Origin of the sequence: Pseudomonas sp. DE0157, assembly GCF_007678615.1 — a bacterium.
Classification (GTDB): Bacteria; Pseudomonadota; Gammaproteobacteria; order Pseudomonadales; family Pseudomonadaceae; genus Aquipseudomonas; species Aquipseudomonas parafulva_B.
Genome location: NZ_VEJN01000004.1, coordinates 192810 through 217902, shown reverse-complemented (window position 1 = coordinate 217902; position 25093 = coordinate 192810). Strand labels below are relative to the sequence as shown.

The window sequence follows — 25093 nt, the reverse complement described above, 5'->3', positions numbered from 1 at the left end:
AAGCTTCAAGCATCAGGCGGCAAGAAAAAACGCGCCTGGCTTGCAGCAGGGGCTCAGTAGGCCTTGCCGGTCTTGTAGTAGTTCTCGAAGCAGAAGTTGGTCGCGTCGATGTAGCCTTCGGCGCCACCGCAGTCGAAACGCTGGCCTTTGAACTTGTACGCGATTACGCAGCCATTCTGGGCCTGTTGCAGCAAGGCGTCGGTGATCTGGATTTCGCCGCCCTTGCCGGGTTCGGTATTGGCGATGATGTCGAAGATATCCGGGGTCAGGATGTAACGGCCGATGATCGCCAAGTTGGACGGGGCATCTTCAGGTTTTGGTTTCTCTACCATGTTGGTCACACGGAAGATGTCGTCACGGATCATGTCGCCGGCAATGACACCGTACTTGTTGGTTTCCTGCGGATCGACTTCCTGAATGGCGACGATCGAGCAACGGAACTGGTTGTACAGCTTCACCATTTGGGTCAGCACGCCGTCGCCTTCAGGGTTGACACACAGGTCGTCCGCCAGCACTACGGCGAAGGGCTCGTCGCCGATCAGCGGACGGCCGGTGAGGATAGCATGGCCCAGGCCTTTCATCTCGGTCTGACGGGTGTAGGAGAACGAGCACTCGTCCAGGAGGCGACGAATGCCTACCAGATATTTCTCCTTGTCGGTGCCCTTGATCTGGTTTTCCAGCTCGTAGCTGATGTCGAAGTGATCTTCCAGCGCGCGCTTACCGCGACCGGTAACGATGGAGATCTCGCTCAATCCTGCATCCAATGCTTCCTCAACGCCGTACTGGATCAACGGCTTGTTGACCACTGGCAGCATTTCCTTCGGCATGGCTTTGGTGGCGGGCAGGAAGCGAGTGCCATAGCCGGCTGCCGGGAACAAGCATTTCTTGATCATAAACGTCCTTAACAAAGGCTAGGCCTGGGGGTTACGGCGCAGTCTAATCAGGCGGCGGTCACCTTACAATGCCCCGCCTGTGGCCGATCGTTGGGAACATAGAGGCAACCGCTCACGGATAGTTCAAAGGGTCGCCCAATATTCCTGACCGGTACGTCACCCCTCCAGGCCCTTGCCCGGTCATCAGTGACCGGTGCCCTGCCCGATCAACACCCCCTCGACCTTCTGGCCATAGAGGTTGACCCCGTCATTGGCATGGAACTTCAGGCGCGTTTTCTCGATGGAGCCCTCCACCAGCCGTGGGTCCTGGGGCCGCTCGTGCCGGTTTATCCAGGCCGCCACATCCCAGGCCTGCTGGTCGCTGAGCGAACCCGGTCGACCCAGTGGCATGTTGTACTTGATGAATGACGCCGCCGTGTTGATCCGGTGCATGCCCGCCCCCCAGTTGTAGGCGTCCCTGCCCCAGAGCGGCGGCATCACATACTCGCCCGCCACCTTCTGCCCTTCGCCCTGCTTGCCGTGGCAGATCGCACATTGTTCGAGATACACCTTCTGCCCACGCGTGAAGTCATAGCCACCCGCTGGCGGCGCCACTTCCGGATAACCTCGCCCGGCCAACTCGACCCCGGTCGGCGCCTTGGTAGAAAGCCAGTAGGAATAAACCGACAGCGCAGTCATCTGCGGACTGTCAGCCGCCGGCGGCTTGCCGTTCATGCTGAACTGAAAACAGCCTTGGATTCGCTCGGCATAGGTGTTGACCTTGTCGTTTTTCTTGCGGTAAGCCGGGTACATCGGATAGGCGCCCCACAGGGGGGCCGAGTGCGCCATGCGCCCTTGATCTAGGTGGCAGTTACTGCAGTTCATGCCGTTTCCAACCGCTTCAGGCATCAGTCGCCGGGTATCGACGAACAGGGCGTGCCCCTCGCGCACCATCTTGCCAAACGCATTGTCCGGCAACTCGCCCTCGGCCGGCGGCACGAAGCGCGGCTGCGCCTGTGCATCCGGCACCTTGAGCTGGGACTGGTCCTCCATGGTCACGGGGTTGGCGTGAGCGCTGCCTGCGGCCAGCAGCAGGGCTGTAAGCAAGGGCTTCATGGCTTGGCCTCCAGGTTGGCGGGACGGGCGAAAAACTCGGCAACGGCCGTGATCTCGTCAGGGGTCATGGCCTTGGCCACGCCGACCATCAGCTGGTTGGGATCGTTACTGCGCGTTCCATCCCGCCAGGCGTTGAGTTGTGCCACCAGGTAAGCTGCAGGCTGACCAGACAACGGAGGGAAGTGCTCGCCCACCCCGCCACCGCCAGGGCCGTGACACTGGATACATCCGGGGATATGCCGCTCCCAGTCGCCATAAAGCGCAAGCCGCAGCGTTGGATCATCGGCAATTTGCTGACGGCGCAGGTCACCGGTTGGCGGTGCCGGCAAGCTGGCCAGATAGGCGCTCACCGCCGTGATCTCGTCCTCGGACAACGCCTTTGCCACGGGCGCCATTACTGCCTGCTGTCGAGTATCCTTGCGCCAGTCATGCAATTGCTTGCTCAAGTACGAGGCCGGCAGGCCAGCGAGCCTGGGGAAGCCTGCTGCGCCGATGCCGTTGCCATCGGCACCGTGGCACCCGATGCAGGCCAGGGCAGCGGGGTCTGCGCCCCCTTGGGTAAAGACTTTCTGGCCATCTGCAGCGTGGGCCGATGCCCAGGCCAGGGACATCAGGCCACCGATCACCATGACGCTGAACGGTTTCATCACGAACCTCCTTTTCTATTGTTATATGCTTAGGCCCAAAACATATAAGCAAAAGGAGGATGGTCACTTGCGCTGGGTCAATCCCCGGAAATACAAGCCGTCGCGGCTTTGCGCACATCACCCGGGCGCAATGGGAAGTTGCTCAGACGCTCATGCAACTTGATGCTGCTGCCATTGTTGCTACGCTGGCTGATATCCAGGAGCGCGCCTGGGCCCTCGCCTGGCGAGAACTTCTGCGGCACGATCAGACGCAATCCATCGCCGCGTTTCTCTTCCGTCAACGGGCCACGCGAGTCGGCCAGGCGGGCCTTCACGCAGTCGGCATATTCACGTGGCGTCTTGCCTGACATCACATCCATCGTCTCATGGGACTGTTCAAGGTCAGACACACTGGCGCACCCGGCCAGGGTCAGCATCCACGCCGCCAACATCCACTTCATCTGCTGCACCTCTGTCATCACGAACCCCGTTCGACCGTGATCTGGCTCTTTTGCTCCCTGGACTGGCAGATTTATCTGCGCCCGATCAGCCGCCCGGCGCGCTTACCGCGCATCGTGGTATCGTGCGCGTTTGCAAAACCAGACTTTGCGGAGCCACACATGAAATTCGTACACCAGCGCGAGCACCTCAACGAGGACGATATCGTCGTCATCGAGTGTTCCCAGCGCTGCAACATCCGTCTGATGAACGACGCCAACTTTCGCAGCTTCAAGAATGGCGGTCGTCACACTTATCACGGCGGCCACTTCGACAAGTTCCCCGCCAAGATCACCGTGCCCAGCACCGGTTTCTGGAACATCACCATCGATACCGTGACGACCCGTCCGATCTCGGTCACGCGCAAGCCCAGCCTCACGCACAAGATCAAGATCATCCGCCGTTCCTCGTCGCAACTCAGGTAAGGCCAGCCATGACCCAGACCATCAAGTACGTCATCAAATACAAGCTCGAAGGCCAGCGCCGCTGGGATTTCGCCCTCATGTCAGACGACTCTCCGGAACAGGCCCTGCAAGCCCTGCGCAAGATCCATGGTGAAGATGTCGACAAGGTCAGCGACATCCAGGTCAGCAAGGCACTCTAATCGCCCAGTCCCCATTCACCGCGCTTGAAGGAGCTTCGCATGAGTCAGTGGCCCGATCGCCGTATTCTCGATTTGCTGGGTATCGAACGGCCCATCCTTCAAGCGCCGATGGCTGGGGCATCGGGCACGGCGATGGCCATTGCGGTAAGCCAGGCTGGTGGTCTGGGCGCCCTGCCTTGCGCCATGCTCACTCACCAGCAGGTACGCGAGCACATCGCGGCCTTTCGAGCTGCCAGCCCTGGCCGCGCCCTGAACCTGAACTTCTTCTGCCATCAGGTACCGGCTTGCGATGCCGACGCCCTGACCGCGTGGAAGCAGACGCTTGAACCCTACTATCGAGCACTGGGGGCTGATTTCGAAGCACCTGCGCCGGCGTCTAATCGCGCCCCTTTCGACGAACAGAGCTGCCAGCTGGTTGAGGAACTGCGCCCTGAAGTGGTGAGTTTCCACTTCGGCCTGCCTCAGGCTGACCTGCTACGCAGGGTCAAAGCCAGCGGGGCCCGGGTACTGTCCAGTGCCACCACTGTCGAAGAGGCGCGCTGGCTACAGGACCGTGGCTGCGATGCGATCATCGCCATGGGCTATGAGGCTGGCGGGCATCGCGGCATGTTCCTCAGTGAAGACATCACCACCCAAATCGGTACGCTTGCGCTGGTGCCGCAAGTGGCCGATGCCGTTGATGTACCGGTGATCGCGGCCGGTGGTATTGCCGATCACCGTGGTCTGCTGGCCGCATTGGCACTGGGCGCTTCTGCGGTGCAGATCGGCACTGCTTACCTGTTCTGCCCTGAGGCAAACGTGTCGTCGTTTCACCGGCAGGCGCTGGACAGTGCACCGGCCAGCGACACGGCCCTGACCAACTTGTTCACTGGTCGCCCGGCCCGCGGCATCAATAATCGCCTGATGCGCGATCTGGGCCCCATGAGCGCGCAGGCACCGCGGTTTCCACTGGCAGGTGGCGCGTTGATGCCGTTGCGGGCGATCACTGAGGCCCAAGGCGACAGTGACTTCAGCAACCTTTGGGCAGGCCAGGCACTGCGCCTTGGCCGGTACATGTCCGCTGCAGACCTGACCCGTGACATTGCAGACAAAGCATTGGCTCGACTAAGCCGCTAATCGGACCGCTCGAAACTTGCTCCAACCTCTATTTAACAAAAACAGCTGCAGGCAACTGGCGAAGCGCTATATAGTCAGGCATATAACGAAAACCAGGAGCTGTCCCAATGCGTTCTCGCCTGCCCTATCTAGCCGCCCTCGCCAGCCTGATCATGCTGAACACCGCCTGGGCCGACGAGGTCCAGGTGGCTGTCGCTGCCAACTTCACCGCGCCAATCCAGGCCATCGCCAAGGATTTCGAGAAGGACACCGGCCATACGTTGATCGCAGCCTACGGCGCTACCGGGCAGTTCTATGCCCAGATCAAGAACGGTGCCCCCTTCGAAGTGTTCCTGGCAGCAGACGACAGCACCCCGGCCAAGCTCGAGCAAGAGAACGCCATCGTGCCGGGCTCACGCTTTACCTACGCCATCGGAACACTGGCCCTGTGGTCGGCCCAGCCTGGGTATGTGGATGACAAGGGCGCGGTCTTGCAAGGCAATGCCTACAAGCACCTCTCACTCGCCAATCCAAAGACCGCGCCGTATGGCCTGGCGGCCACGCAAGTGCTGGAAAAGCTCAAGTTGACCGAGGCGACGCGCGCCAAATGGGTCGAGGGTCAAAATATCACCCAAGCCTTCCAGTTCGTATCTACCGGTAATGCAGAGCTGGGCTTCGTGGCGCTGTCGCAGATCTTCAAGGATGGCAAGGTACAGAGTGGTTCGGCCTGGATCGTCCCGGCTTCCTTGCACGACCCCATCCGCCAGGACGCAGTGATCCTGAAAAAAGGCAAGGACAACCCGGCTGCCAAGGCCCTGGTGGACTACCTCAAGGGCCCCAACGCTGCTGCGGTAATCAAAGCCTACGGCTATGAAATCTGATGCCGCTCGATGCCAGTGACCTTGGCGCCATCTGGCTTACCCTGAAGCTGGCCAGCCTGACCACCCTGATCCTGTTGATCGTGGGCACACCCATCGGCTGGTGGCTGGCACGCACCCGGTCATGGCTTCGCGGCCCGATAGGTGCCATCGTTGCCCTGCCTCTGGTGCTGCCGCCTACGGTGATCGGGTTCTACCTGCTGATTGCACTAGGCCCGCATGGCTGGCTTGGCCAAGCGATTGCAGCACTGGGCCTGGACAGTGTGGTGTTCAGCTTCTCGGGCCTTGTGATCGGCTCGGTCATCTACTCGATGCCCTTTGTGGTCCAGCCGCTGCAAAACGCTTTTGCCGCCATCGGTAAACGCCCCATGGAAGTGGCGGCCACGCTGCGCGCCGGGCCGTGGGACAGTTTCGTGCACGTGGCGCTACCACTGGCCCGTCCTGGCTTCATCACTGCCAGCATTCTGGGTTTTGCCCACACCGTAGGCGAGTTTGGTGTCGTGCTGATGATCGGTGGCAACATTCCCGACAAGACCCGCGTGGTGTCCGTGCAGATTTTCGACCATGTCGAGGCGATGGCCTACACCCAGGCTCACTGGCTCGCAGGCGCCATGCTGGTGTTCTCTTTCCTGGTGCTGCTGTTGCTGTACGCAGGCAAACGCGGCAATACGGGCTGGAACTGACATGACGCACTTGATCGTGGCACGCCTGAAACTGGCACGCGACGCTTTCACGCTGGACGTCGACCTGCAACTGCCAGGGCGCGGTATCAGCGCCTTGTTTGGGCACTCCGGGTCAGGCAAAACCAGTTGCCTGCGCTGCCTGGCCGGCTTGGAGCGCCCTGGTCAGGCGTATGTGCAAGTCAATGGCGAGGTCTGGGAGGACACCGCTCGCGACGTCTTTCTACCGCCCCACCAGCGCCCGGTGGGCTACGTTTTCCAGGAGCCCAGCCTGTTTGCGCACCTGAGCGTACGGGGCAACCTGGAGTTCGGCTGGCGCCGTGTCCCGTCGAGCCAGCGCAAGGTAAGTCTGGAACATGCCAGCGAGCTGTTGGGCATCAGTCACCTGCTGGCGCGCCGACCTTCGACGTTATCGGGGGGCGAGGCGCAACGCGTCGGGATTGCCCGTGCGCTGCTCAGCAGCCCCCGACTGTTGCTGATGGATGAGCCCCTGGCCGCTCTTGACGGGCCCCGCAAACGCGAAATCCTGCCTTACCTCGAGCGCTTGCACGAGGAGCTGGACGTACCCGTGGTCTATGTCAGCCACGCCCAGGACGAAGTGGCACGCCTGGCGGACCATGTGGTGCTGCTCGAGCACGGACGTGTGGTGGCAAGCGGTCCGGTTGCGCCTACCTTGGCTCGTCTGGACTTGTCGCTGGCCCAGGGCGATGACGCCGGTGTGGTGCTCGAAGGCCAGGTGACAGGGCACGACCCGCACTACGACCTGCTTGAGCTGCGCCTGCCTGGCAACAAAGGGCTCGTCTTACGTTGCGCACACCCCATGCGCGCCCTGGGCAGCGCCTTGCGGGTCAAGGTCCATGCGCGCGACGTAAGCCTGGCGCTCACCGCTGACGGCACCTCAAGTATCCTCAACCGAGTGCATGTTCAGGTACGCGACACCCACGCTGCTGACAACCCAGCCCATCTGTTGGTCAGCCTGGATGCCGACGGTAGCATCCTGCTCGCCCGCATTACCCGTTTTTCGGCGGACCAGCTTGGGGTGCACCCAGGCCAGCGCCTGTATGCACAGATCAAATCGGTTGCATTGCTCAGCTGACGTGCGGAAATGGAGCAACGGCCAAGCGGCTGTTGTCCATTGATCAGTGACTTGATCGAGGCCTGCCGCCCATGCTCGACTGCCCGCTTCCCGAAACGCTGCATTACGTCGACGACAGCCAGCCCGGTTTGACTCGCCGCCGCTGGCGCGACCGCTTCATCTACCTGGATGCCAACGGTGAACGGGTACGCGACCCCGAAACACTGGCACGTATCGCTGCACTGGTAATCCCACCGGCCTACACCGATGTCTGGATATGCGCCGACCCGCAAGGGCACCTGCAGGCCACTGGCCGCGACGCCCGTGGCCGCAAACAGTACCGTTATCATGCCCAGTGGCGTGAAACCCGTGACCAGCACAAGTACGGCCGCATGCTCGCCTTCGCCCAGGCGTTGCCAAAGCTGCGCTCACAACTGGAAGCCCACTTGTCTCGACCGGGCCTTGACCGTGAAAAGGTCATGGCCCTGGTGGTCAGCCTGCTGGACCATACCCTCATCCGCATTGGCAACCAGCGCTATATGCGCGACAACAAGTCCTACGGGCTGACAACCCTGCGTAATCGACATGTAGAGGTCAAGGGCAGTACCATCCGCTTTCAGTTCCGCGGCAAGCGTGGTGTCGAACACGATGTAACGCTGCGCGACCGACGCCTGGCGGCCTTGCTCAAGCGTTGCATGGAACTGCCCGGCCAGGCACTGTTCCAGTATCTCGATGCCGATGGCCAGCGTCACAGCATTGGTTCGAGCGACATCAATCAGTTTCTGCAACAGCTGACTGGCGCCGACTTCACGGCCAAGGACTACCGTACCTGGGCCGGCAGCAGCCTTGCGCTGGACCTGCTCAGGCCCTTGGCCTGGGAGCCGGAAACCGAGGCCAAACGCCAGGTCGCTGCCATCGTCAAGCAAGTCGCCTCGCGCCTTGGCAACACCCCTGCGGTATGCCGACGCTGCTACATCCACCCAGCGGTACTGGAGCACTACACGCTCGGGCGCCTGGCCGCCTTGCCCAAGAGCCGAGTACGCAAGGGGCTGGACCCGGAAGAGGTCGCGTTACTGGTCTTTCTCAAGGCATTGGAACAGCAGGCCGCACATTGAGCGCGTCTATCCAACCGATGATGCAAAGGTATTTCCCATTGAACGGCGCCCCCACTATCCTTGCAAACGAAGCACCTTGTCCTACGAAGCTTTCATCGTGTGCCTAGCTGTCCACATACCCGCTGCGTGCCACAGATTTTGACATTCTGGGAATTACTAGGCTTCGAAAGCGTCTGTAATGAGAAGGAAAAGGGATATGCTCCCACCGCCAGCGCACATGGCCTGCGGACTTTTTTATCACCAAGGAGAAGTACATGCTGATACTCACCCGTAAGGTTGGCGAGAGCATCGTCATCAACGACGACATCAAAGTCACCATTCTGGGCGTCAAAGGGATGCAGGTGAGGATAGGCATCGACGCACCCAAGGATGTTCAAGTGCACCGCGAGGAGATTTTCAAACGCATCCAGGCCGGCAGCCCGGCCCCTGAAAAGCAAGACGACTGACACTGGTCATTCAAGCGGGCAGCAGGGATGCGCCCAAAGCCTCAGCCGCCCAATAGGTTACGCACGGTCGCAATCATCTCGTCCATGTCGAATGGCTTGTCGAATATTGCTGCGAATAATGCCGGGCATCCCTCGTTGGCCTGGGCGCCGCTCATGAGGATGACCGGCAGCGTCTGTAACGCAGGGTCAGCCCGCATGGCACGCACCAGCTCCTGGCCGTCGAGTACGGGCATCATGTAGTCGGTGATAACCAACTGCACCTGCACCCGGTTGAGCACCTCCAGTGCTTTCCGGCCGTTACTCGCCTTTTCGACCGCATACCCTTCATCCTCCAGGGCAAACCCCAAGATGTCGGCTATCAGGTATTCATCGTCGACGATCAGCACGGTCTTCATGTAACTGAAACCTACAGGCTCCCTTGCGGCACGGCTGTGCCAGAGAGGGCCCCACTGGTGCCTTCGAATGCTCTGCGCAATGTGATTCCCGTTGAAGCGATCACAAGCTCATGCAAGGACGCGTCGTGAGCACTGTCGCGCACTTTGAGGATTGAGAGCATGCGGCGCAAGGTGCCGTCATGCTCCACGAATCGCATCAGCACCAGGTTGTCGACGATGCTGGACAAGTCGGGCGCCGGCGCGCTGATCTCCGCACCGAAGATATCGCGCATTTCCCAGGTCAGCATCACACTCACCTGGCGAGCGCGCAGCTCCCCGGTCAGCGCGCGAAAGAAGGCATTCAGGCGCCCGGGTTCCGTGGCCAGGCGGCTCAACGCACCCAGGCTGTCGATCAGTACTCGCTTGGCGCCGGTTGCCTGTACCTGTTCGATCAAGCGCGCACCCAGCTGGTCCAACAGCACCTGCGTACTGGGCTCCCAGCACAGTGTCAGGCTCTGGGCCTGCTCCATGGCTGCAAAGTCGTATCCCAGTAAAGCCGCCTTGCTGTGCAGGCGATCGGGTGATTCATAGAAGCCGAAATGCAAACCGGGGGCCTGGGGTGTGCTGGCCGCCAGAAATGCCATGCCCAGCGACGTCTTGCCAATGCCCGAGGGGCCCATCAGCAGCGTGACCGATGCGGCGGACAGACCGCCATCGAGCATGTCGTCGAGCGCCGACACACCGCTGCTGATTCGTGATGCGGCTGCATTGCAGGGCCCAATGGGCTTGGCGAACAAGGACTCCAGACGTGGAAACACCGTCACACCGGTATCGTCTATCAGGCACTCGTGGCGCCCGGACAAGGCGCCACTGCCACGGGTCTTGCGCAACTGAATCGTGCGAACGGCGCGGCTACCCACCATCTGCTCACCCAGTTCGATCACGCCGTCGACCATCGTGTGCTCAGGGCTGCCTTCCTCAAGCCGCGCACTGGTCAACAACAGTACGGTGCAGCCGGCAAAAGCCGCATGACCTTGTAGTGCCGAGACGAATTTTTTGGTATCGAGCGATGTTTCGGCATGTACGCGAGCATTGAGTACGCCATCGACGATCAGCAGGCTAGCCCTGTGTCGACTGATCTCCTGCCTGAGCAACCGGACCACGGCATCAAGGCCATCCTGTTCCAGGGTATCGAAAGCGCTAACGAACTGAATCTGGTCGCCGACCATCGAAGGGTCGAAGAAGTCCAGCGTGCCCAGGTACTGAAATAACCGCTCATGGGACTCGCTGAGCAAGGTTGCCACCAGCGCCCGCCCTCCCTTGCGCACATGCTCGCAGGCCATCTGGTTGGCCAGGATGGTCTTGCCTGCCCCAGGTGGGCCCTGCACGATATACGACGCCCCTGTCACCAACCCACCTTTGAGCAGGGCATCGAGCCCGTCGATACCTGTCAGCAATCGCTTGAGTGTTTGAGTCATGCTGCGCCCCTTACGGTTCGATACCTGGCTGGCTTGAATGGACGGGCAAATATAGCCGCATGCGGGTGCCGACCCTCAGCTCGCTGTGCACACTGATGGCACCGCCGCTTTGCCTGGCAAATCCGTACACCTGGCTCAGGCCCAGGCCGGTGCCCTTGCCGAACGGCTTGGTGGTGAAGAAGGGTTCGAAAATACGTGGCAGCACATCCACCGCCATGCCCTCGCCGCTGTCCTGCACCTCGAAGCACACGAAGCGGCCATGCAGGCCGTCGACCTCGCCTGTCAGCAACACCGCTTCGACGGTCAGGACGATGTGGCCTTCCTCGGCAATGGCATCCCGGGCATTGAACAGCAAGTTGAGCAGCACCATTTGTAACTGACCAGCATCCACTTCAATGCTGGGTAGATCAGGCTGCACCCGCGCATCCAGTGTGACCGAACTGGGCAGTGCATGAACAAGCAATCCATGGGTAGCGTCGATCAATTTGGCCGGCTCGATACAGGTCACCTCAAACTTGCGATGACGGGCAAAGCTGAGCAGTTGACGGGTCAGGTCGGTGCCGCGTTGGCCAGCCTCGAGAATATTGTGCAGCATGCGCTGAGCGCGTTCTGGGTCGGGTGCAGCAAGGGCCAAGCGCGCAGAGCTGAGAATGATGGTCAGCAGGTTGTTGAAATCATGTGCCAGCCCCCCGGTCAGCTGACCCAGCGCCTCGAGCTTCTGGGCCTCGAACAATTGCGCTCTAACGGCGTCCAGCTGCATCGCCGACTCGCGCCGATCGGTAATGTCCCGCGTGACCTTGGCAAGCCCGACGATCTGGCCTTGATCATCGCGCACCACATCGAGGGCCACCAGTGCCCAGAAGCGCGTGCCGTCTTTGCGCTGGCGCCACCCTTCATGCCGCGACACGCCGTGTTCAAGCGCTTGACGCAGCAATTGCTCCGGCTTGCCTTCGGCGCAGTCTTCAGGCGTGAAGAACAGAGAAAAATGACGGCCCACCACTTCATCGGCGCTATAGCCCTTGATTCTCTGGGCGCCAGCATTCCACGAGGCGATATGACCGGTGGTATCCAGCATGTAGATGGCATAGTCCACCACGGACTGGACCAATTGCTCGTAACGATGAGCAGGCATTTCTGAATTGACCTGGCAATCAGTTGAAACCATGCGAGCTCCACCGGTACGGCAGGTAAACATAATCCAAACGGCTACATCTCAGGCATTGACACACGCTGTTCACCGTCGTTGCGCAGTCGTCAGCCCGACCATCACATCCAGTGACTTGGCTAACATTGGGCCAAGCTCATGCCACTGTCAATCGGCTGCTCGTGATGGGATGTGATGTGCGGAATACGGCAGCCAAGGTTGACTCCGCTATAACGGTGGGTTATAAAGCCGCCTTGATTGCACAGCCCTTCTGTCTGAAGCGAGCCGGCCACCCGTGGCCCTTTCAAGCGTGCGAGTGTGGTGGAATTGGTATACACAGCAGACTTAAAATCTGTCGGCGTGAGCCTTGCGGGTTCGAGTCCCGCCACTCGCACCACATCCTGAAGAAGGCGCCCAGGGCGCCTTTTTTGCTGCCTGCCCCTTGCTGGCCTGTCACTACTCATCTTCGCAGTCGTCGAACCACGCAGGATGATTGCGCTCGTCCTCTTCGAGTTCCTCAAACGACGACTCCTCGATTTCGTCTTGCGCCCCGTGAGCATCCGGCTCGAACGCGTCTTGTTCATCATGAAGAAACTCATGATCCAGCAAGTGATCATGTTCAGGTTCGTGCAGTTCGTCGTCGTGCATATGGGCCTCAATTCAAGTGGCACGCTTGTATAGGCTCAACTGCCTCTGAGGTCAACGCCGCAGTGATTTAATTCCAGGTTAATTCCACGCGTCCAATGTAGCGGCTCTCCCTTCAAAACGTCCTTGGCCCGCTGATTCCTGGCGGGCGTTTTTTTGTCGGTCGCTCAGCAGGGCCTGTCACCGCCGTCTCGTACATTTTCTTGGCGCACGACGCATCCATCACCTTCCCTTCACGAAATGATGACATTCACCTTGGCAATCTGAACCTGCTCCGTATGTTCTTGCAGCCCGCCGCATTTTTGCCGCGGGCTTTTCTTTTTGTCCCCGCCCTCCACGCCCCTGCCTTTCTATGACCTACGGCAGTTTCCTACTTGCACACTGGCGCTATTGTGCGTGGGCTATTTTCAAGTCAACCGGATAGACACGGAGGTTCGCATGAAAGCTGCTGTCGTAGCCCCAGGCGGTCGCGTTGAGGTGGTCGAAAAATGTATTCGCCCACTCGAATACGGCGAGGCGCTATTGAAAATGCAGTGTTGCGGCGTTTGCCACACTGACTTGCACGTCAAGAACGGCGACTTCGGCGACAAGACGGGTGTTGTGCTGGGCCATGAAGGCATTGGCGTGGTGCAGGAAGTCGGTCCTGGCGTAACGTCCCTCAAACCAGGCGACCGCGCCAGCGTGGCCTGGTTTTATGAGGGCTGCGGTCACTGCGAGTATTGCACCAGCGGCAATGAAACGCTGTGTCGGCACGTCAAGAACGCCGGTTACACCGTAGACGGTGGCATGGCCGAAGCCTGCATCGTCAAGGCCGACTACTCGGTAAAGGTACCGGAGGGGCTAGGGTCCGCCGCGGCCAGCAGCATTACCTGCGCAGGCGTGACGACTTACAAGGCAGTAAAGACATCCAATATTCGTCCCGGCCAATGGATCGCGATCTACGGGCTTGGCGGGCTGGGCAACCTGGCACTGCAATACGCCAAGAATGTCTTCAATGCCAAGGTCATTGCGGTCGATGTCAACGAAGAACAACTGCGCTTTGCGACAGAAATGGGTGCCGATCTTGCCATAAACCCTTCCAGCCAGGATGCCGCGAAGGTCATCCAGGCACAGACCGGTGGCGCCCATGCCGCTGTGGTTACCGCCGTGGCCAAGGGCGCTTTCGATTCGGCCGTTGACGCGCTGCGTGCCGGTGGGCGACTGGTTGCCGTAGGGCTACCATCGGAAGCGATGAACCTGAACATCCCCCGCCTGGTACTCGATGGCATTGAGGTCATCGGTTCGCTGGTGGGGACGCGCCAGGACCTGCAAGAGGCTTTCCAATTTGCTGCCGAAGGCAAGGTGGTGCCAAAAGTCAGCTTGCGTCCCATCGAGGACATCAACCAGATTTTCGAAGAGATGCTCGATGGGCGCATCCAGGGCCGAATGGTGATTCAGTTCGAGGGTTGAACCAGGGGCACTTCACTCGAGCTCTGCGCAATAGGCAGCGGCCCTGCCCGTCAGGGCCGCAGGCCACTGCGGTGGCGGTTGTAGACTGATGAGCGCCGCGCTCAACGACCATGACTTCGAACCGCGTAGGCTGATGTGGGAGCTTTACGGCTGCGCCCCTCATATACCCACACTTGAGATACTGGCAGCTGTGCCATGACCTCGGCATCCTCCGCTTCGGTATGCGGCTTTTTACCTGTGTCCTTGGCCTTTACACACGCCTGCACACGCTCACGCTCGTCCGATGCCGCCTCGAGCATCTTGTTCAAAGATTCGACCATGCTGGAATAGTCCATTGCCTGACTCCTTTGCGGAAGGTGTTCACCTGATGAGCCTGATCATAGCGAGCCAACCTTTCAGAAACTGGCAACGCAAAACGCAATAAATCGTGGGTCTCCTACTTGATGACCCCTACTGCCGCGCGAGGTTCAGCCAAAGCGATCAACAGGTACCTTGAGACTAGCAGCCCTTGCTGTGTTTATCTGTCCCGACATCACATCAGCCCTGATCTACGCCGGCCTTGAACAGCTATCAGGTCTGTTACGTTCGTCGGAGAAGGTCACCAAGGGCCACATATTGCGCTCTACTTAAACAGGCATCCCCGTTTCCGGTCCAGAATCCACGGAACGTGGACGTCTCTGATTCAACAGGAGCCATTGTCATGACAGAACAAGAAGCGCGCGATGTTGTCGAACGAATTCAAGATGAACTCAGCCGCCAGGCGCGGGTTGCCACGCGCATTGAAATACATGATTTGGGCCTGTGGGAGTGTCTGGAGAAGGCGCACTTCAAAACAAGCACTCACGGCAACCTGTTGTTCGAAAAACCAGTCGTAATCGTACCCAAGTGTGATGCGTCCTACACCATCCTCTACACCTGTTGAGCCCATTAATTCAACCGTTCAATACAGGAGTCTCGGATGAGTGTCCGTAGTCTTACGAGGAACCTGCCTGCCGATCCTTACAATCCAGGGTGGGTACTGGGGTGGGGCGTATTGAGAGACCGTCATCCGTGGCACTTTGTCGACGTTTACGCTGATCAGCGTACGGCCTATATCGAAGCCCAGCGCCGAGGGGCGGAGTATGTGGTGGAATATGGCGCTCATCGCCTGGGCTCGAACGAATTTGTCTGTGGTGTCAGCCTTCCTGAAGGCTGACACGCGCGCCTGGCTTCATGAGCATTCTTGATCGTGTGCTGAAATCAATTCAGTAGGGACACGGTTGCGCTCACTCTAAGATGGTCCCAACTTTACAGGGACAGACTCGACGAGTGGACCTCAATACTCATGACGCCTCAGAACATTACCTACTCGCTCAAACGCACGCGCTTTGACGAACATTATTGCCCGTGCCAAAACACGCGGCTGACCACAAACTTTGCCAACCTGGCCAGGGGTTCACGCCGCGAACAGAACCTTCGCCAAACACTGGACATGATCAATAATCGCTTCAACGCGCTGGCGCACTGGGATAACCCTGCCGGTGACCGCTACACCGTGGAACTGGATATCGTATCGGTGCACATGCATTTCACAGCCGGGGTCACGAATACGCTGCTGCCCTTGATCGAAATACTGTCCACTACGGTGATCGATCATCATGCAGGCAAGCGTTTACCGGGTGTAGTCGGCAACAACTTTTCGTCCTACGTGCGCGATTATGATTTCAGTATTGTGCTGCCCGCCTATAACGCTCATCGCCCAAACTTCAGTGCCCCTGCCGATTTTGGAGCGCTCCACGGCAAACTTTTCAAAGGGTTTGTGGGCTCAACCGTTTACCAACAAACCTTCATCAAGCCGCCGGTCATTTGCCTGAGCGTGTCAAGTAGCAGAACCTATGAGCGCACGGGGCATTACCACCCCGTATTAGGGTACGAATACCGGCAAGACGAATATTCTTTGACCGATGCGTATTTCCAGAAAATGGGCTTGCGTGTTCGTTATTTCATGCCTGCCGGCAACAGGGCGCCGCTGGCCTTGTACTTTTCCGGCGACTTGCTCAATGACTACACCCCCTTGGAGCTGATCAGCAGCCTGAGCACGATGGAGACTTTTCAGAAAATCTATCGCCCCGAGATTTATAACGCCAATGCAACGGCTGGCGCCATCTATCAGCCCAGCTTGCAACACGAAGACTACTCCTTGACGCGCATTGTTTACGACCGTGAAGAGCGCAGCCGTTTGGCCATTGAACAAGGAAAGTTTGCTGAAGCCCACTTCATCAAGCCTTATCACACGCTGCTCGAACAATGGTCTGCACACTTCGCAGACTGATCGCCTCTTCGCACAAGGTCGAATTTCATGAACAAATTGCTTCCCACCTCTACCGCTGGCAGCCTGCCCAAGCCGACCTGGCTCGCTCAGCCCGAAACCCTCTGGTCGCCTTGGAAACTGCACGGCGATGCCCTGCTAGAAGGCAAGCAGGACGCACTGTGCCTGGCGCTGCAGGAGCAGTCGAGCGCTGGGATAGACATCGTCAGTGACGGCGAGCAGACGCGCCAGCATTTCGTGACCACCTTCATCGAACACTTGAGCGGCGTGGACTTCGAAAGTCGGCAGACTGTACGCATTCGTGATCGCTACGACGCCAGCGTCCCGACAGTGGTGGGTACGGTCGCCAGGCGCAAGTCAGTATTCGTCGACGATGCCAGGTTCCTGCGTAAGCAGACTCGACAGCCCATCAAGTGGGCGCTCCCAGGGCCCATGACCATGATCGACACGCTGTACGACAGCCACTACAAGAGTCGCGAGAAGCTCGCGTGGGAGTTTGCCGTACTGCTCAACCAAGAAGCCAGAGAGTTGGAAGCTGCGGGTGTCGACATCATCCAGTTCGACGAGCCCGCCTTCAACGTGTTCTTCGATGAAGTGAACGACTGGGGCATTGCCACGCTCGAGCGGGCATTGGAAGGCCTCAAGTGCGAGACAGCCGTGCATATCTGCTACGGCTACGGGATCAAGGCCAACACTGACTGGAAGAAAACGTTGGGTGCCGAGTGGCGCCAGTATGAAAAGGCATTTCCCAAACTTCAGAAATCCAGCATCGACATCGTGTCGTTGGAATGCCAGAACTCGCGCGTGCCCATGGACCTTATCGAGTTGATCCGCGGCAAGAAAGTCATGGTCGGCGCAATCGATGTGGCCACGCACGCTGTCGAAACACCCGAAGCCGTTGCCGATACATTGCGCAAGGCGCTGGCATTCGTTGACGCCGACAAGCTCTACCCCTGCACCAATTGCGGCATGGCGCCCCTGCCCCGCTCGGTTGCCCAAGGCAAGTTGCGGGCCCTAAGTGCGGGTGCTGCAATCGTGCGGCAGGAATTGTCAGGTGCAGATCAGTAATAGACGCACGTCAACTTGCGTTTGACGTTAGGGTCGCTTAGGGTCCTGCGGCGTCAAACAGGAGGTCATGACATGCTACGCCCCTATGTACTGCCGGATACCGATGCGGTACTGCAGATCTGGCTCGATGCATCGGTCCAAGCTCACCACTTCGTGCCTCGCGCCTTCTGGGAGGGCCAGCTCGAAGCGATGCGGACCGTTTACCTGCCCGCTTCGGAGACGTTCGTCTTCGAGCAGCACGCAACCGTCGAGGGCTTCATTTCTCTACTCGGGGAAACGGTAGCTGCGCTGTTCGTCGCGCCTGCGTCACAAGGCATGGGCATCGGTAGCCGCCTGCTCGACTACGCCAAGCAGCGCTCGGCACGCCTGGAATTGAAGGTGTACAGCGCTAATGAAAGCGCGGTCGCGTTCTACCAACGTTCTGGCTTTTCAATCGTGGCCCATGGTGAAGATGAACACACCGGTGCCACTGAGCTGACCCTTCAGTGGCTGGCGGCGACCTCTTGAATCCATAGCTTGCGCTTCACTGCCTGCCGCACCCTTTGCCATGGGTCAACCGAGTAGCCACATTTTAATGCATTGCCTGACGCACAGCCTGGCGAGCCGCTTTCACACGACCCGCCAGCCCCTCTCATGCCGGCATTGCCGCCTTGCTGAACCGCTCCGCCAGAAACGGGGTGATGTCCAATGGCAACGCCTCCTCGTGGATCACCTTGTCCAGCATTACCCCCGTGATCGCCGAGGTCAGCACCCCGGTGCGGAAATGCCCGCAGGCGTTGAAGTAACCCTGCATGTCATCCACGGGCCCGAGGATGGGTAGCTCATCGGGCGAGCCTGGCCGCAGGCCGGCCCAGGTACGCTTGAGGTTGACCTGTTCGAGTGCCGGCATGCAGCGTATGGCGCCCTGGACCAAGCTGCTTATCTCCGGGAAGGTCGTGGTGACATCGAAGCCTTTCTCCTCGGTGGTACTCCCGATGAGAATCTCCCCATTGTCCTTCTGCGCCATGTAGCAGTCACTGGTGGTGATGCAGCCATCAAGCAGCTTGGGTAGGCGCTCGGTCAATACGATCTGCCCCTTGACGGGTTTGACGGGGATGGAGGTGCCCGTGGCCCACTCACTCAATTCGGCGGCCCAGGCGCCGGCCGCATTGATCAGCGTGTCGCAATGGAAGTCACCGGCCTGTTCGGTACGAACCCCTTTGATGCGTCCGCCTTGGTGCAACACGTCGGTGACACGTGTGTTGAGATACAGATCGACGCCATTTTGCCGCGCGCCTTCCATGTACGCGTCGCCAAGGCGAAACGGGCTGAGCTGGTGGTCACAGAGAAACTCCAGCGCACCGTGCGCGCTTTCGGTGATCGATGGCTCCGCCTTGCGCAGTGCCTGGCGGTCAAGCCAACGGATCTGTGACTGCAGGTGAGGGATGTGCTTGACGATGTGTTCGGCATAAAGCTGATCTTCATCGTCCTGGATCACGTACTTGAGCCCAGTGCGCTCGAACTTGAAGTCCATCCCGTGGCGCTCGATCAACTCCTGGTGCAGTTGCGGGTAAAGCGCGTTGGACTCAAGCGCCAGATCGAAGAAGCATTGCGGCAGGATATGCGGTGTGCTCGAGTCCACGGCCACCGCCGCGCCATGGGCCTGGCGCTTGGCCTGGGAAGACAGCATGCGAAAGAAAATCACCCCACAGCCCAGGCCCACCGATTCGCCAATGGCCCATAGCCCACCTGCCGAGGCACGCGTGGCATTGCCGGGGCGCTTGTCGTCGATCAGGGCGATGCGCAGGTTGCCGCGCTTGGACAGCTGGTACGCGCAGGACGCGCCAATTACACCGGCACCGGCAATCACGATGTCATAGGTCTTGTTCATGTCAGGCCTCCGTGCCCACGTGCTTGAATGCCGAAAACGGTACCGGGTCTACTGGGAATCGAGGACGCAACCAACCTACGTCAGCGCGGCCAGTGGCGGCGCGCAGTCGATCGCTGCAATAGCCCACGCACATGCGCCCCTGGCAATCCCCCATGCTCACCCGCGTGCGCATCTTCAGCCCGGCCATGTCTTGAACCCCCTGCTCCAATGCCAGATCAATGGCGTCGCGCGTCACCTGCTCACAGCGGCAAATCACTGTGTCAGCCTGTGGCAACTCGACCTGCGCTGGCCCCCGCGCGGTATAGCGCTCGACGCCGGAGCGGAAACGCTTGATGCCTGCCAACTGGCCCAGGTAACGCTCGCGCCGTTCAATGGCCTGCGCGGCGTTCAGCACGCCACGCTGCTGCAGAATTGACACAGCCGCGATGCGCCCGGTCAGCATGGCCGGCTCCCCGCCGCGGATGCCGGCCATGTCGCCTGCCAGGTGAATATGTTCCAGGCTGCTTTGCTGCCATACGTTGCACTCGGCGCGCAGATAGCCATCGGTGCTGTAGCCATGGGCAAGGCCCAATTGCTGGCTGAGCTGCGTACGCGGAATGAAGCCGTAGCCTACCGCCAGCGTCTGCACCGACTCGCGGCGCACCTGGGTCATGTCCGCCCTCCAGGCATCGTCGTAGGGCGCCACGCTGACTTCGGCCAACTCACCTTCGCCCCGCGCCTGGACCACGCCCCAGCCGTAGTGCATGGGAATGCCGTGCAACTTCAGGTAGGCCAGCATGCTCAGGCCGTCGAGGAACAGCTGGGGCTTGTTCATCAGCGCCAGGCTCTGGCGCGCGATACGGTTGAACGCACAGGCCTCGTACACACCCGCCACCTTGGCACCGGCGGCGTGCAACTGACAGGCAACCAACGGCAGTAAAGGGCCTGTGCCAGCGATCAGGGTCGTGCCCAGTGGCTTGACCACGTTACTTTTGATCTGCAGTTGCAACCCGCCGAGCAGAATGACGCCCGGCAGGGTCCAGCCTGGAAACGGCACATTGCGCTCATGGCAACCGGCTGCCAGGATCAGCTGCTCGAAGGCCAGCGGCTGCAACTGCTCCTGCTCGTCGAGCACTACCAGGCTACGGTCATCACCGCCCACGACGCGGCTATTGAGCCGCAGGTCGATAGACTGCGCACGGGCGGCGAAGTCGGTGTGCAGTTTACCCAGGGCCTTGCTGTAACGAGCGCCCAGGTAGCCCAGGTCGACACCTGCGCGCAGCGGGCCACGATAGACCACCCCGCCGGGGCGCGATGCCTCGTCGATCAGCGTGCAGCGCACGCCCGCGTCCGCCAGCTCGATGGCGGCAGCCATCCCCGCCGAGCCCCCTCCGACAATGACTGGATGCCCACTCATACCCGCGCCTCCCCGACAACCGCATTGACCTGGGTTTCGATGCGCATGCCAGCCCGCACCAGCGTCTGACAAGCGCGCCGCTTGGGGCGTCCGTCGATAGCGACCAGACAGCAATGGCACACCCCCATGCCGCAGAAGGCGCCACTGACTTGGCCATGGTCGTTGAGGGCGAGCTGACGCACGCCCACGGCATTGAGCACACTCAGAACCGTTTCGCCAGGGGCGGCAGTCACGGCAGTGCCATTGATGGAAAGGGGGATTTGTTCAGCCGGGAGTGGCTGTATATCGAGGGTTCGTTCCATGGAATGTCGTCTGCCTTCCGTGATTGAAAGACAGACAGACTACGGGAGGCGTCAGGCCGAAAAATTGACCTGGGACGGGGTTTTACGACGCAACCTTGCCACTTGGTGAGAAACGTCTGTAAGCGAAGTCGCCTTCTACCAGTGGAATCAGCGCTTCAAAACCCCTGACACTTCTAACATGGCGTCAGAGAAATCGCTCCACATCCATGCCGAACACTTGCCGATACCCCCTGCAAAATGCCTCCCATTCGGTCGGTGCCCAGTCAGACCTGCGCTTGACCTGTCGTAAGTCGTGACGGCTAGCTTTCATCGCGGTCAGCCGCTGCCTGGCCTTTTCGAAATCCAGCAGCGCGATCTTGATGCCAGACTCGTCGAAGGCGACGAACACATGCTTCAAATACAGGCAACCATGCTGCCAACGCCCGAGATTCAGCGTGGCCAGCGCACGCCCATACGCTTCGAGAATATCGTGGTGCAGCTTGGGCTCGATGGTCTTGTCCAGGCCTTGGAGGTAGAAGTCTTCAAGCGATACATACCCGTCCAGCCCTGCCGTGACCATCACCGCACGCCACTCACCGTCCTGCTTGTGGACGTCACTGTGCAGCAGTAACGGCGTAGCGACGCCCAGCGCGGCAGCGGCACGCAGCGCCTTGGCCTCACGGGCCACCGTAGGATAGCCGAATGGGTGGACCAGGCTGCGGTAGATATGGCCGACCTGCTGCTTCTTGTAGAACGTGAAGCCGTCGAGCTCGACCTTCAATACACCGCTCTCGCCGCCCCTGCGGATATTTGGCGGCTCTACCCACATCCCAGGAGCACTCAGAATGGCTTGTACCGGCGGATGAGAGGCCTCAAGGCCAGACGCGCTAACGTGTTTCATTAAAACCTGCTGAATATTGAGCCACACTGCGGCAAGGGGCGAAATATATCAGTCAAATCTGAAAGAAAGCGATTACTGCGACACGGCGTTGATCGTTTTTTTCAGGCATGAACGGACAAAACTGCGGGCGCAATCGCCATTGTCAGACAATCCGGCAGCCGTAAGCTTAAGTTTGCGCCAGTTCGCCGAAGTCGAGCCACCTCCCGCTCACCCCCTGACAGTCCATAGCTGATCGATTCGGGTGGTGTAGGACTGGCTCATCATCTCCCGTTTCATGCCCCAGTCCGGTGCGGCTGGCACGCTGGCCGCACGGACCGTTCCCCTGCCCCAACGCTCATTGATACTGTCCATTACTTCCATGAGCCGATCGCGCGCCACCGATTGCCTGGGGGCGAACAAGTCACCCGAAAAATCACCTGGTTGACGTAGGTCCATCAGCAACACCTCCGCCTTGCTGTAACGAAGCCCCGGCCGGAAGATCCGCTCCACGGCATCGGTAGCCAATCGGGTCAGCAGCAGCGTGTCACAAGTCGGATAGGGAAGCTCCACCCAGGCGCCTTGGGCATGGTGCACTTCGTTCGGGTTGAACATGCCCGTGCGGATGCTCACCCGCATGCGCTTGCACACCGACCCCTGGGCCCTGAGCTTTTCGGCAGCACGGCCGACGTACGTGGCCACCGCCTGCTTGATCGGCGCCAACTCGCTCAGGCGCATGCCGAACATGCGGCTGCTGCAGATTTCCTGCTTGGGCGGATCGACATCGTCCAGTTCCAGGCAAGGCGTGCCCGCCAGCTCCCTGGCCGTTTTTTCCACCACCACGTTGAAGCGTTGTCGCAACGTCCAGGCATCGGCGCGGGCCAAATCCATTGCCGTACGAATGCCCATGCCCTCCAGGTGCGCGGTCATCTTGCGCCCGATGCCCCACACCTCCTTGACCGCAGTATTGCGCAGCACCCAGTCCCGTTTGACCGGGTCGGTGATGTCCACCACGCCGCCAGTGTGGCGCTGCAGCCGCTTGGCAGTGTGGTTGGCCAGCTTGGCCAGGGTCTTGGTGCGTGCGATACCCACACCGACAGGAATGCCGGTGCACTGGGCGATGCGCAAGCGCAGCCGGTGCCCGAACAGCGTCAGGTCCTGGGCCATGCCAGTGAGCTCAGCAAAACATTCGTCGATGCTGTAGACCTCGGTAGCAGGCACCATCGATTCGATCAGCGTCATCACCCGCTCGCTCATGTCGCCATACAACGCGTAATTGCTACTGAATGCCACGACACCGTGCCGGCGGAGTTTTTCCCGCGCCTGAAAATAAGGCTCGCCCATTTTCACGAATGGCTTGGCGTCATAGGACCGGGCAATGACGCAGCCATCGTTGTTGCTCAGCACCACGATCGGCGTCTTCGCCAGATCGGGCCGAAATACGCGCTCACAGCTGGCGTAGAACGCGTTGCAGTCGATCAGCGCGAATATCGGCTCACTGCGCATGATCGCGGACGCTATAGCGCACCACGCCCCAAATGAGCAGATCATCACCCTCCATGACATAGCGCGGCGGGTAGGCTCGGTTCTCAGACTTCAAGATCACCACACCGTCACGTCGGTGCAGGCGTTTGCACACCGGCTCACAGTTGATGGCCGCAATCACGATATCCCCGTGCTCGGCCTCGCGCCCCCGGTCCACCACCACGATATCGCCCGAATAGATGCCAGCGCCTTGCATGCTGTCACCCTCCACTTTCACCAGATACACATGCGGTGCGCGGATGTCGAATAGCTCATCAAGGGATATGTGGCCTTCAAGATGATCCGCGGCAGGCGATGGAAAACCGGCTGGAACGTAGTACGAATAAATCGGGAGTGGTTCAGAGCTGCCACATGGCGCGCCCAGGAAGGTGATGGTCATGAGAGAAAGTCCAATGCAAACTGTATGCATATACAGTTAAACTGGCTTCGGCGAATGGGTCAATCCTGAACGTGTGAATTTCTGACGGACGAGAGGTGGATACATGTGCGGACGCTACTCGATCTACGAGTCGATGGATCACTACTTGCGACAACTGGCGCTGGATCTGGTCGTGATCAACGGCTATGACCATGAGCCGATTGATCGCTATAACGTGGCGCCTTCTACCCGTGTCGAAGTTATACGCCAGGCTGAGGATGGCCTGCATGTAGACAAAGTGAAGTGGGGATGGTCGCCTCACTGGGCCAAAGGCAAGCGACTCGACCCCATCAATGCCCGGGCCGAAACCGCAACCACTGGCAAGTTCTTCAAGAGTCTCTGGCCACATGCACGAGCGCTCGCCCCCGCCAATGGCTGGTTTGAATGGCTGCCAGATGCGCAAAACCCCAAGCGCAAGCAACCCTACTACATCACCAGTGCCGACGGTGCACCGCTCTACTTTGCCGCGCTTGCCGAAGTTCACCAGACCCTTGAACCGGACGAGCGTGATGGTTTCGTGATCATCACGGCAGCCGCTGACCAAGGCTTGATCGATATTCATGACCGAAAGCCCCTGGTGTTGGCACCGCACCTTGCCAGGGAGTGGTTAGACCCTGCCACTTCAGCGCAGCGCGCCGAGGCGATCGTGGCGGCAGGCTGCCGTCCGGCCACTGACTTTCGCTGGCATCCGGTCGACAAAGCCGTTGGCAATGTTCGTAATCAGGGTGCGCAACTGATAAGGCCGATTGCCAAAGAGAGCAGGCAGGGTGATCTCGAGTTCTGAATAGAACGTCATGCGGGGGTGTGCTAGCCAAATAACACAGCTGGCCTGATAGGCTGCGCACCCGCAGGCTGGGTAACAAACAGCTTGCACGCACTTTGAAAGAGACCGACGAAGGATTACGTCATGGACAGCAAACGCTCCCACCTCCTCCCGCTTGTTGGGTTGATTACCCTGCTGGCAGGCTGCACCGAAGAAAAAGTGCCCGAGCCAACGGCAGACAACTGTGGCCCGCAGCTGTACGAAAAAAACCTTGCCAGTTTGTCAAAGGAAGCCAACCGCAAGGAATTCATTGCCAACTGCGAGAGTTTCCTGGCAGCGAAAAAAATGACGGAATGGAAGTTCGAGAAAAGTCCCAAGGGCAAGTACTGATCAGCTGGTCCAGATAATTGCAGATACGGTGATCTAACCCAGGATCGTCAAGCTTACCGAACACGAACGCCGCTTTTATAGA

General features: G+C 59.7%; 31 protein-coding genes and 1 tRNA gene. 17 read left to right on the top strand and 15 right to left on the bottom strand.

The window, feature by feature from the left end; genetic code table 11:
• Positions 1 to 53: 53 nt before the first annotated feature.
• The 4 genes from galU to FS777_RS07715 form a co-directional block, all read right to left on the bottom strand.
• Entirely contained in the window at positions 54 to 893 is an 840-nt protein-coding gene (gene galU, locus FS777_RS07730; RefSeq protein WP_058603367.1) for a UTP--glucose-1-phosphate uridylyltransferase GalU, read from the bottom strand.
• A 183-nt stretch (positions 894 to 1076) separates the two neighbouring features.
• Positions 1077 to 1988 carry a c-type cytochrome gene (locus FS777_RS07725; RefSeq protein ID WP_078478388.1) on the bottom strand — a complete coding sequence of 304 codons (912 nt, stop codon included), beginning with the start codon at positions 1986 to 1988 and terminating at the stop codon, positions 1077 to 1079.
• A complete protein-coding gene (locus FS777_RS07720; RefSeq protein ID WP_058637802.1) occupies positions 1985 to 2635 on the bottom strand; it encodes a cytochrome c in 651 nt (216 codons plus the stop codon). The genes FS777_RS07725 and FS777_RS07720 overlap by 4 nt, the downstream gene beginning before the upstream one ends.
• A 77-nt stretch (positions 2636 to 2712) precedes the next feature.
• Entirely contained in the window at positions 2713 to 3075 is a 363-nt protein-coding gene (locus FS777_RS07715) for a hypothetical protein (protein ID WP_058637940.1), read from the bottom strand.
• A 159-nt stretch (positions 3076 to 3234) separates the two neighbouring features.
• On the opposite strand from FS777_RS07715, the gene FS777_RS07710 reads away from it, so the two are divergent.
• From FS777_RS07710 to csrA, 8 genes are all read left to right on the top strand, one after another.
• The gene (locus tag FS777_RS07710; protein ID WP_027916110.1) at positions 3235 to 3537 is read left to right on the top strand and encodes a DUF1883 domain-containing protein; all 303 of its coding nucleotides are present in this window, start codon (positions 3235 to 3237) and stop codon (positions 3535 to 3537) included.
• Between the two features lie 8 nt (positions 3538 to 3545).
• On the top strand, positions 3546 to 3716 hold the full coding sequence (locus tag FS777_RS21390; RefSeq protein ID WP_167339645.1) for a hypothetical protein: 171 nt from the start codon (positions 3546 to 3548) through the stop codon (positions 3714 to 3716).
• A gap of 39 nt (positions 3717 to 3755) precedes the next feature.
• Complete coding sequence (locus tag FS777_RS07705; protein WP_058637803.1) at positions 3756 to 4832, top strand: nitronate monooxygenase family protein; 1077 nt, start codon at positions 3756 to 3758, stop codon at positions 4830 to 4832.
• 107 nt (positions 4833 to 4939) lie between these two features.
• Positions 4940 to 5692 carry a molybdate ABC transporter substrate-binding protein gene (gene modA, locus FS777_RS07700; RefSeq protein ID WP_058637804.1) on the top strand — a complete coding sequence of 251 codons (753 nt, stop codon included), beginning with the start codon at positions 4940 to 4942 and terminating at the stop codon, positions 5690 to 5692.
• The gene (gene modB / locus FS777_RS07695) at positions 5692 to 6372 is read left to right on the top strand and encodes a molybdate ABC transporter permease subunit (protein ID WP_058637805.1); all 681 of its coding nucleotides are present in this window, start codon (positions 5692 to 5694) and stop codon (positions 6370 to 6372) included. Before modA ends, modB begins: the two co-directional genes overlap by 1 nt.
• Before the next feature lies 1 nt (position 6373).
• Positions 6374 to 7465: a molybdenum ABC transporter ATP-binding protein gene (gene modC, locus FS777_RS07690; protein WP_058637806.1), complete on the top strand. Its 1092-nt coding sequence runs from the start codon at positions 6374 to 6376 to the stop codon at positions 7463 to 7465.
• A 71-nt stretch (positions 7466 to 7536) separates the two neighbouring features.
• Entirely contained in the window at positions 7537 to 8559 is a 1023-nt protein-coding gene (locus FS777_RS07685; RefSeq protein WP_058637807.1) for a DNA topoisomerase IB, read from the top strand.
• A gap of 254 nt (positions 8560 to 8813) precedes the next feature.
• A complete protein-coding gene (csrA, locus tag FS777_RS07680; RefSeq protein ID WP_058637808.1) occupies positions 8814 to 9005 on the top strand; it encodes a carbon storage regulator CsrA in 192 nt (63 codons plus the stop codon).
• Between the two features lie 41 nt (positions 9006 to 9046).
• Here csrA and FS777_RS07675 read toward each other — a convergent pair whose 3' ends face one another.
• From FS777_RS07675 to FS777_RS07665, 3 genes are read right to left on the bottom strand one after another with little or no spacing between them, the layout of a single operon-like run.
• On the bottom strand, positions 9047 to 9400 hold the full coding sequence (locus FS777_RS07675) for a response regulator (protein WP_058637809.1): 354 nt from the start codon (positions 9398 to 9400) through the stop codon (positions 9047 to 9049).
• Between the two features lie 11 nt (positions 9401 to 9411).
• Positions 9412 to 10857: an ATPase domain-containing protein gene (locus FS777_RS07670; RefSeq protein ID WP_145254829.1), complete on the bottom strand. Its 1446-nt coding sequence runs from the start codon at positions 10855 to 10857 to the stop codon at positions 9412 to 9414.
• Between the two features lie 10 nt (positions 10858 to 10867).
• A complete protein-coding gene (locus FS777_RS07665; RefSeq protein WP_058637811.1) occupies positions 10868 to 12022 on the bottom strand; it encodes a nitrogen regulation protein NR(II) in 1155 nt (384 codons plus the stop codon).
• A 291-nt stretch (positions 12023 to 12313) separates the two neighbouring features.
• On the opposite strand from FS777_RS07665, the gene FS777_RS07660 reads away from it, so the two are divergent.
• Positions 12314 to 12398, top strand: a tRNA-Leu gene (locus FS777_RS07660).
• Between the two features lie 59 nt (positions 12399 to 12457).
• Here the strand turns inward: FS777_RS07660 and FS777_RS07655 are convergent.
• Positions 12458 to 12649: a hypothetical protein gene (locus tag FS777_RS07655; RefSeq protein WP_058637812.1), complete on the bottom strand. Its 192-nt coding sequence runs from the start codon at positions 12647 to 12649 to the stop codon at positions 12458 to 12460.
• A gap of 435 nt (positions 12650 to 13084) precedes the next feature.
• Here FS777_RS07655 and adhP point away from each other — a divergent pair, with 435 nt between their 5' ends.
• A complete protein-coding gene (gene adhP / locus FS777_RS07650) occupies positions 13085 to 14095 on the top strand; it encodes an alcohol dehydrogenase AdhP (protein WP_145254826.1) in 1011 nt (336 codons plus the stop codon).
• A 101-nt stretch (positions 14096 to 14196) separates the two neighbouring features.
• Here adhP and FS777_RS07645 read toward each other — a convergent pair whose 3' ends face one another.
• Positions 14197 to 14430, bottom strand: a complete 234-nt coding sequence (locus tag FS777_RS07645; RefSeq protein WP_058637814.1) for a hypothetical protein — start codon at positions 14428 to 14430, stop codon at positions 14197 to 14199.
• 365 nt (positions 14431 to 14795) lie between these two features.
• On the opposite strand from FS777_RS07645, the gene FS777_RS07640 reads away from it, so the two are divergent.
• The 5 genes from FS777_RS07640 (at position 14796) to FS777_RS07620 (ending at position 17978) form a co-directional block, all read left to right on the top strand.
• Complete coding sequence (locus tag FS777_RS07640; RefSeq protein WP_145254823.1) at positions 14796 to 15017, top strand: hypothetical protein; 222 nt, start codon at positions 14796 to 14798, stop codon at positions 15015 to 15017.
• A 36-nt stretch (positions 15018 to 15053) separates the two neighbouring features.
• Positions 15054 to 15290 (top strand): hypothetical protein, encoded by a 237-nt coding sequence (locus FS777_RS21650; protein ID WP_145254820.1) that lies wholly within the window; start codon positions 15054 to 15056, stop codon positions 15288 to 15290.
• 129 nt (positions 15291 to 15419) lie between these two features.
• Positions 15420 to 16406: a DUF1852 domain-containing protein gene (locus FS777_RS07630; protein ID WP_145254817.1), complete on the top strand. Its 987-nt coding sequence runs from the start codon at positions 15420 to 15422 to the stop codon at positions 16404 to 16406.
• Between the two features lie 27 nt (positions 16407 to 16433).
• A complete protein-coding gene (locus FS777_RS07625) occupies positions 16434 to 17471 on the top strand; it encodes a methionine synthase (RefSeq protein WP_145254814.1) in 1038 nt (345 codons plus the stop codon).
• Between the two features lie 72 nt (positions 17472 to 17543).
• Positions 17544 to 17978, top strand: coding sequence for an N-acetyltransferase (locus FS777_RS07620; protein ID WP_145254811.1), 435 nt, complete (start codon positions 17544 to 17546; stop codon positions 17976 to 17978).
• A gap of 124 nt (positions 17979 to 18102) precedes the next feature.
• Here the strand turns inward: FS777_RS07620 and hcnC are convergent, their stop codons facing one another.
• The 6 genes from hcnC to FS777_RS07590 form a co-directional block, all read right to left on the bottom strand.
• Positions 18103 to 19341, bottom strand: coding sequence for a cyanide-forming glycine dehydrogenase subunit HcnC (gene hcnC / locus FS777_RS07615; RefSeq protein ID WP_058637820.1), 1239 nt, complete (start codon positions 19339 to 19341; stop codon positions 18103 to 18105).
• Between the two features lies 1 nt (position 19342).
• Positions 19343 to 20737, bottom strand: coding sequence for a cyanide-forming glycine dehydrogenase subunit HcnB (hcnB, locus tag FS777_RS07610; RefSeq protein ID WP_145254808.1), 1395 nt, complete (start codon positions 20735 to 20737; stop codon positions 19343 to 19345).
• Positions 20734 to 21039: a (2Fe-2S)-binding protein gene (locus FS777_RS07605; protein ID WP_058637822.1), complete on the bottom strand. Its 306-nt coding sequence runs from the start codon at positions 21037 to 21039 to the stop codon at positions 20734 to 20736. The genes hcnB and FS777_RS07605 overlap by 4 nt, the downstream gene beginning before the upstream one ends.
• Before the next feature lie 184 nt (positions 21040 to 21223).
• Positions 21224 to 21919 carry a lipopolysaccharide kinase InaA family protein gene (locus tag FS777_RS07600; RefSeq protein ID WP_078478381.1) on the bottom strand — a complete coding sequence of 232 codons (696 nt, stop codon included), beginning with the start codon at positions 21917 to 21919 and terminating at the stop codon, positions 21224 to 21226.
• A gap of 207 nt (positions 21920 to 22126) precedes the next feature.
• Positions 22127 to 23401: a translesion error-prone DNA polymerase V subunit UmuC gene (umuC, locus tag FS777_RS07595; RefSeq protein WP_078478380.1), complete on the bottom strand. Its 1275-nt coding sequence runs from the start codon at positions 23399 to 23401 to the stop codon at positions 22127 to 22129.
• Positions 23391 to 23819 carry a LexA family transcriptional regulator gene (locus FS777_RS07590; RefSeq protein WP_058603391.1) on the bottom strand — a complete coding sequence of 143 codons (429 nt, stop codon included), beginning with the start codon at positions 23817 to 23819 and terminating at the stop codon, positions 23391 to 23393. The genes umuC and FS777_RS07590 overlap by 11 nt, the downstream gene beginning before the upstream one ends.
• Before the next feature lie 103 nt (positions 23820 to 23922).
• Here FS777_RS07590 and FS777_RS07585 point away from each other — a divergent pair, with 103 nt between their 5' ends.
• Together FS777_RS07585 and trbK are read left to right on the top strand one after the other, a co-directional pair.
• Positions 23923 to 24642 (top strand): SOS response-associated peptidase family protein, encoded by a 720-nt coding sequence (locus FS777_RS07585; protein WP_145254804.1) that lies wholly within the window; start codon positions 23923 to 23925, stop codon positions 24640 to 24642.
• Positions 24643 to 24765: 123 nt separating this feature from the next.
• Positions 24766 to 25011, top strand: coding sequence for an entry exclusion lipoprotein TrbK (gene trbK, locus FS777_RS07580; RefSeq protein WP_145254801.1), 246 nt, complete (start codon positions 24766 to 24768; stop codon positions 25009 to 25011).
• Positions 25012 to 25093: the final 82 nt, after the last annotated feature.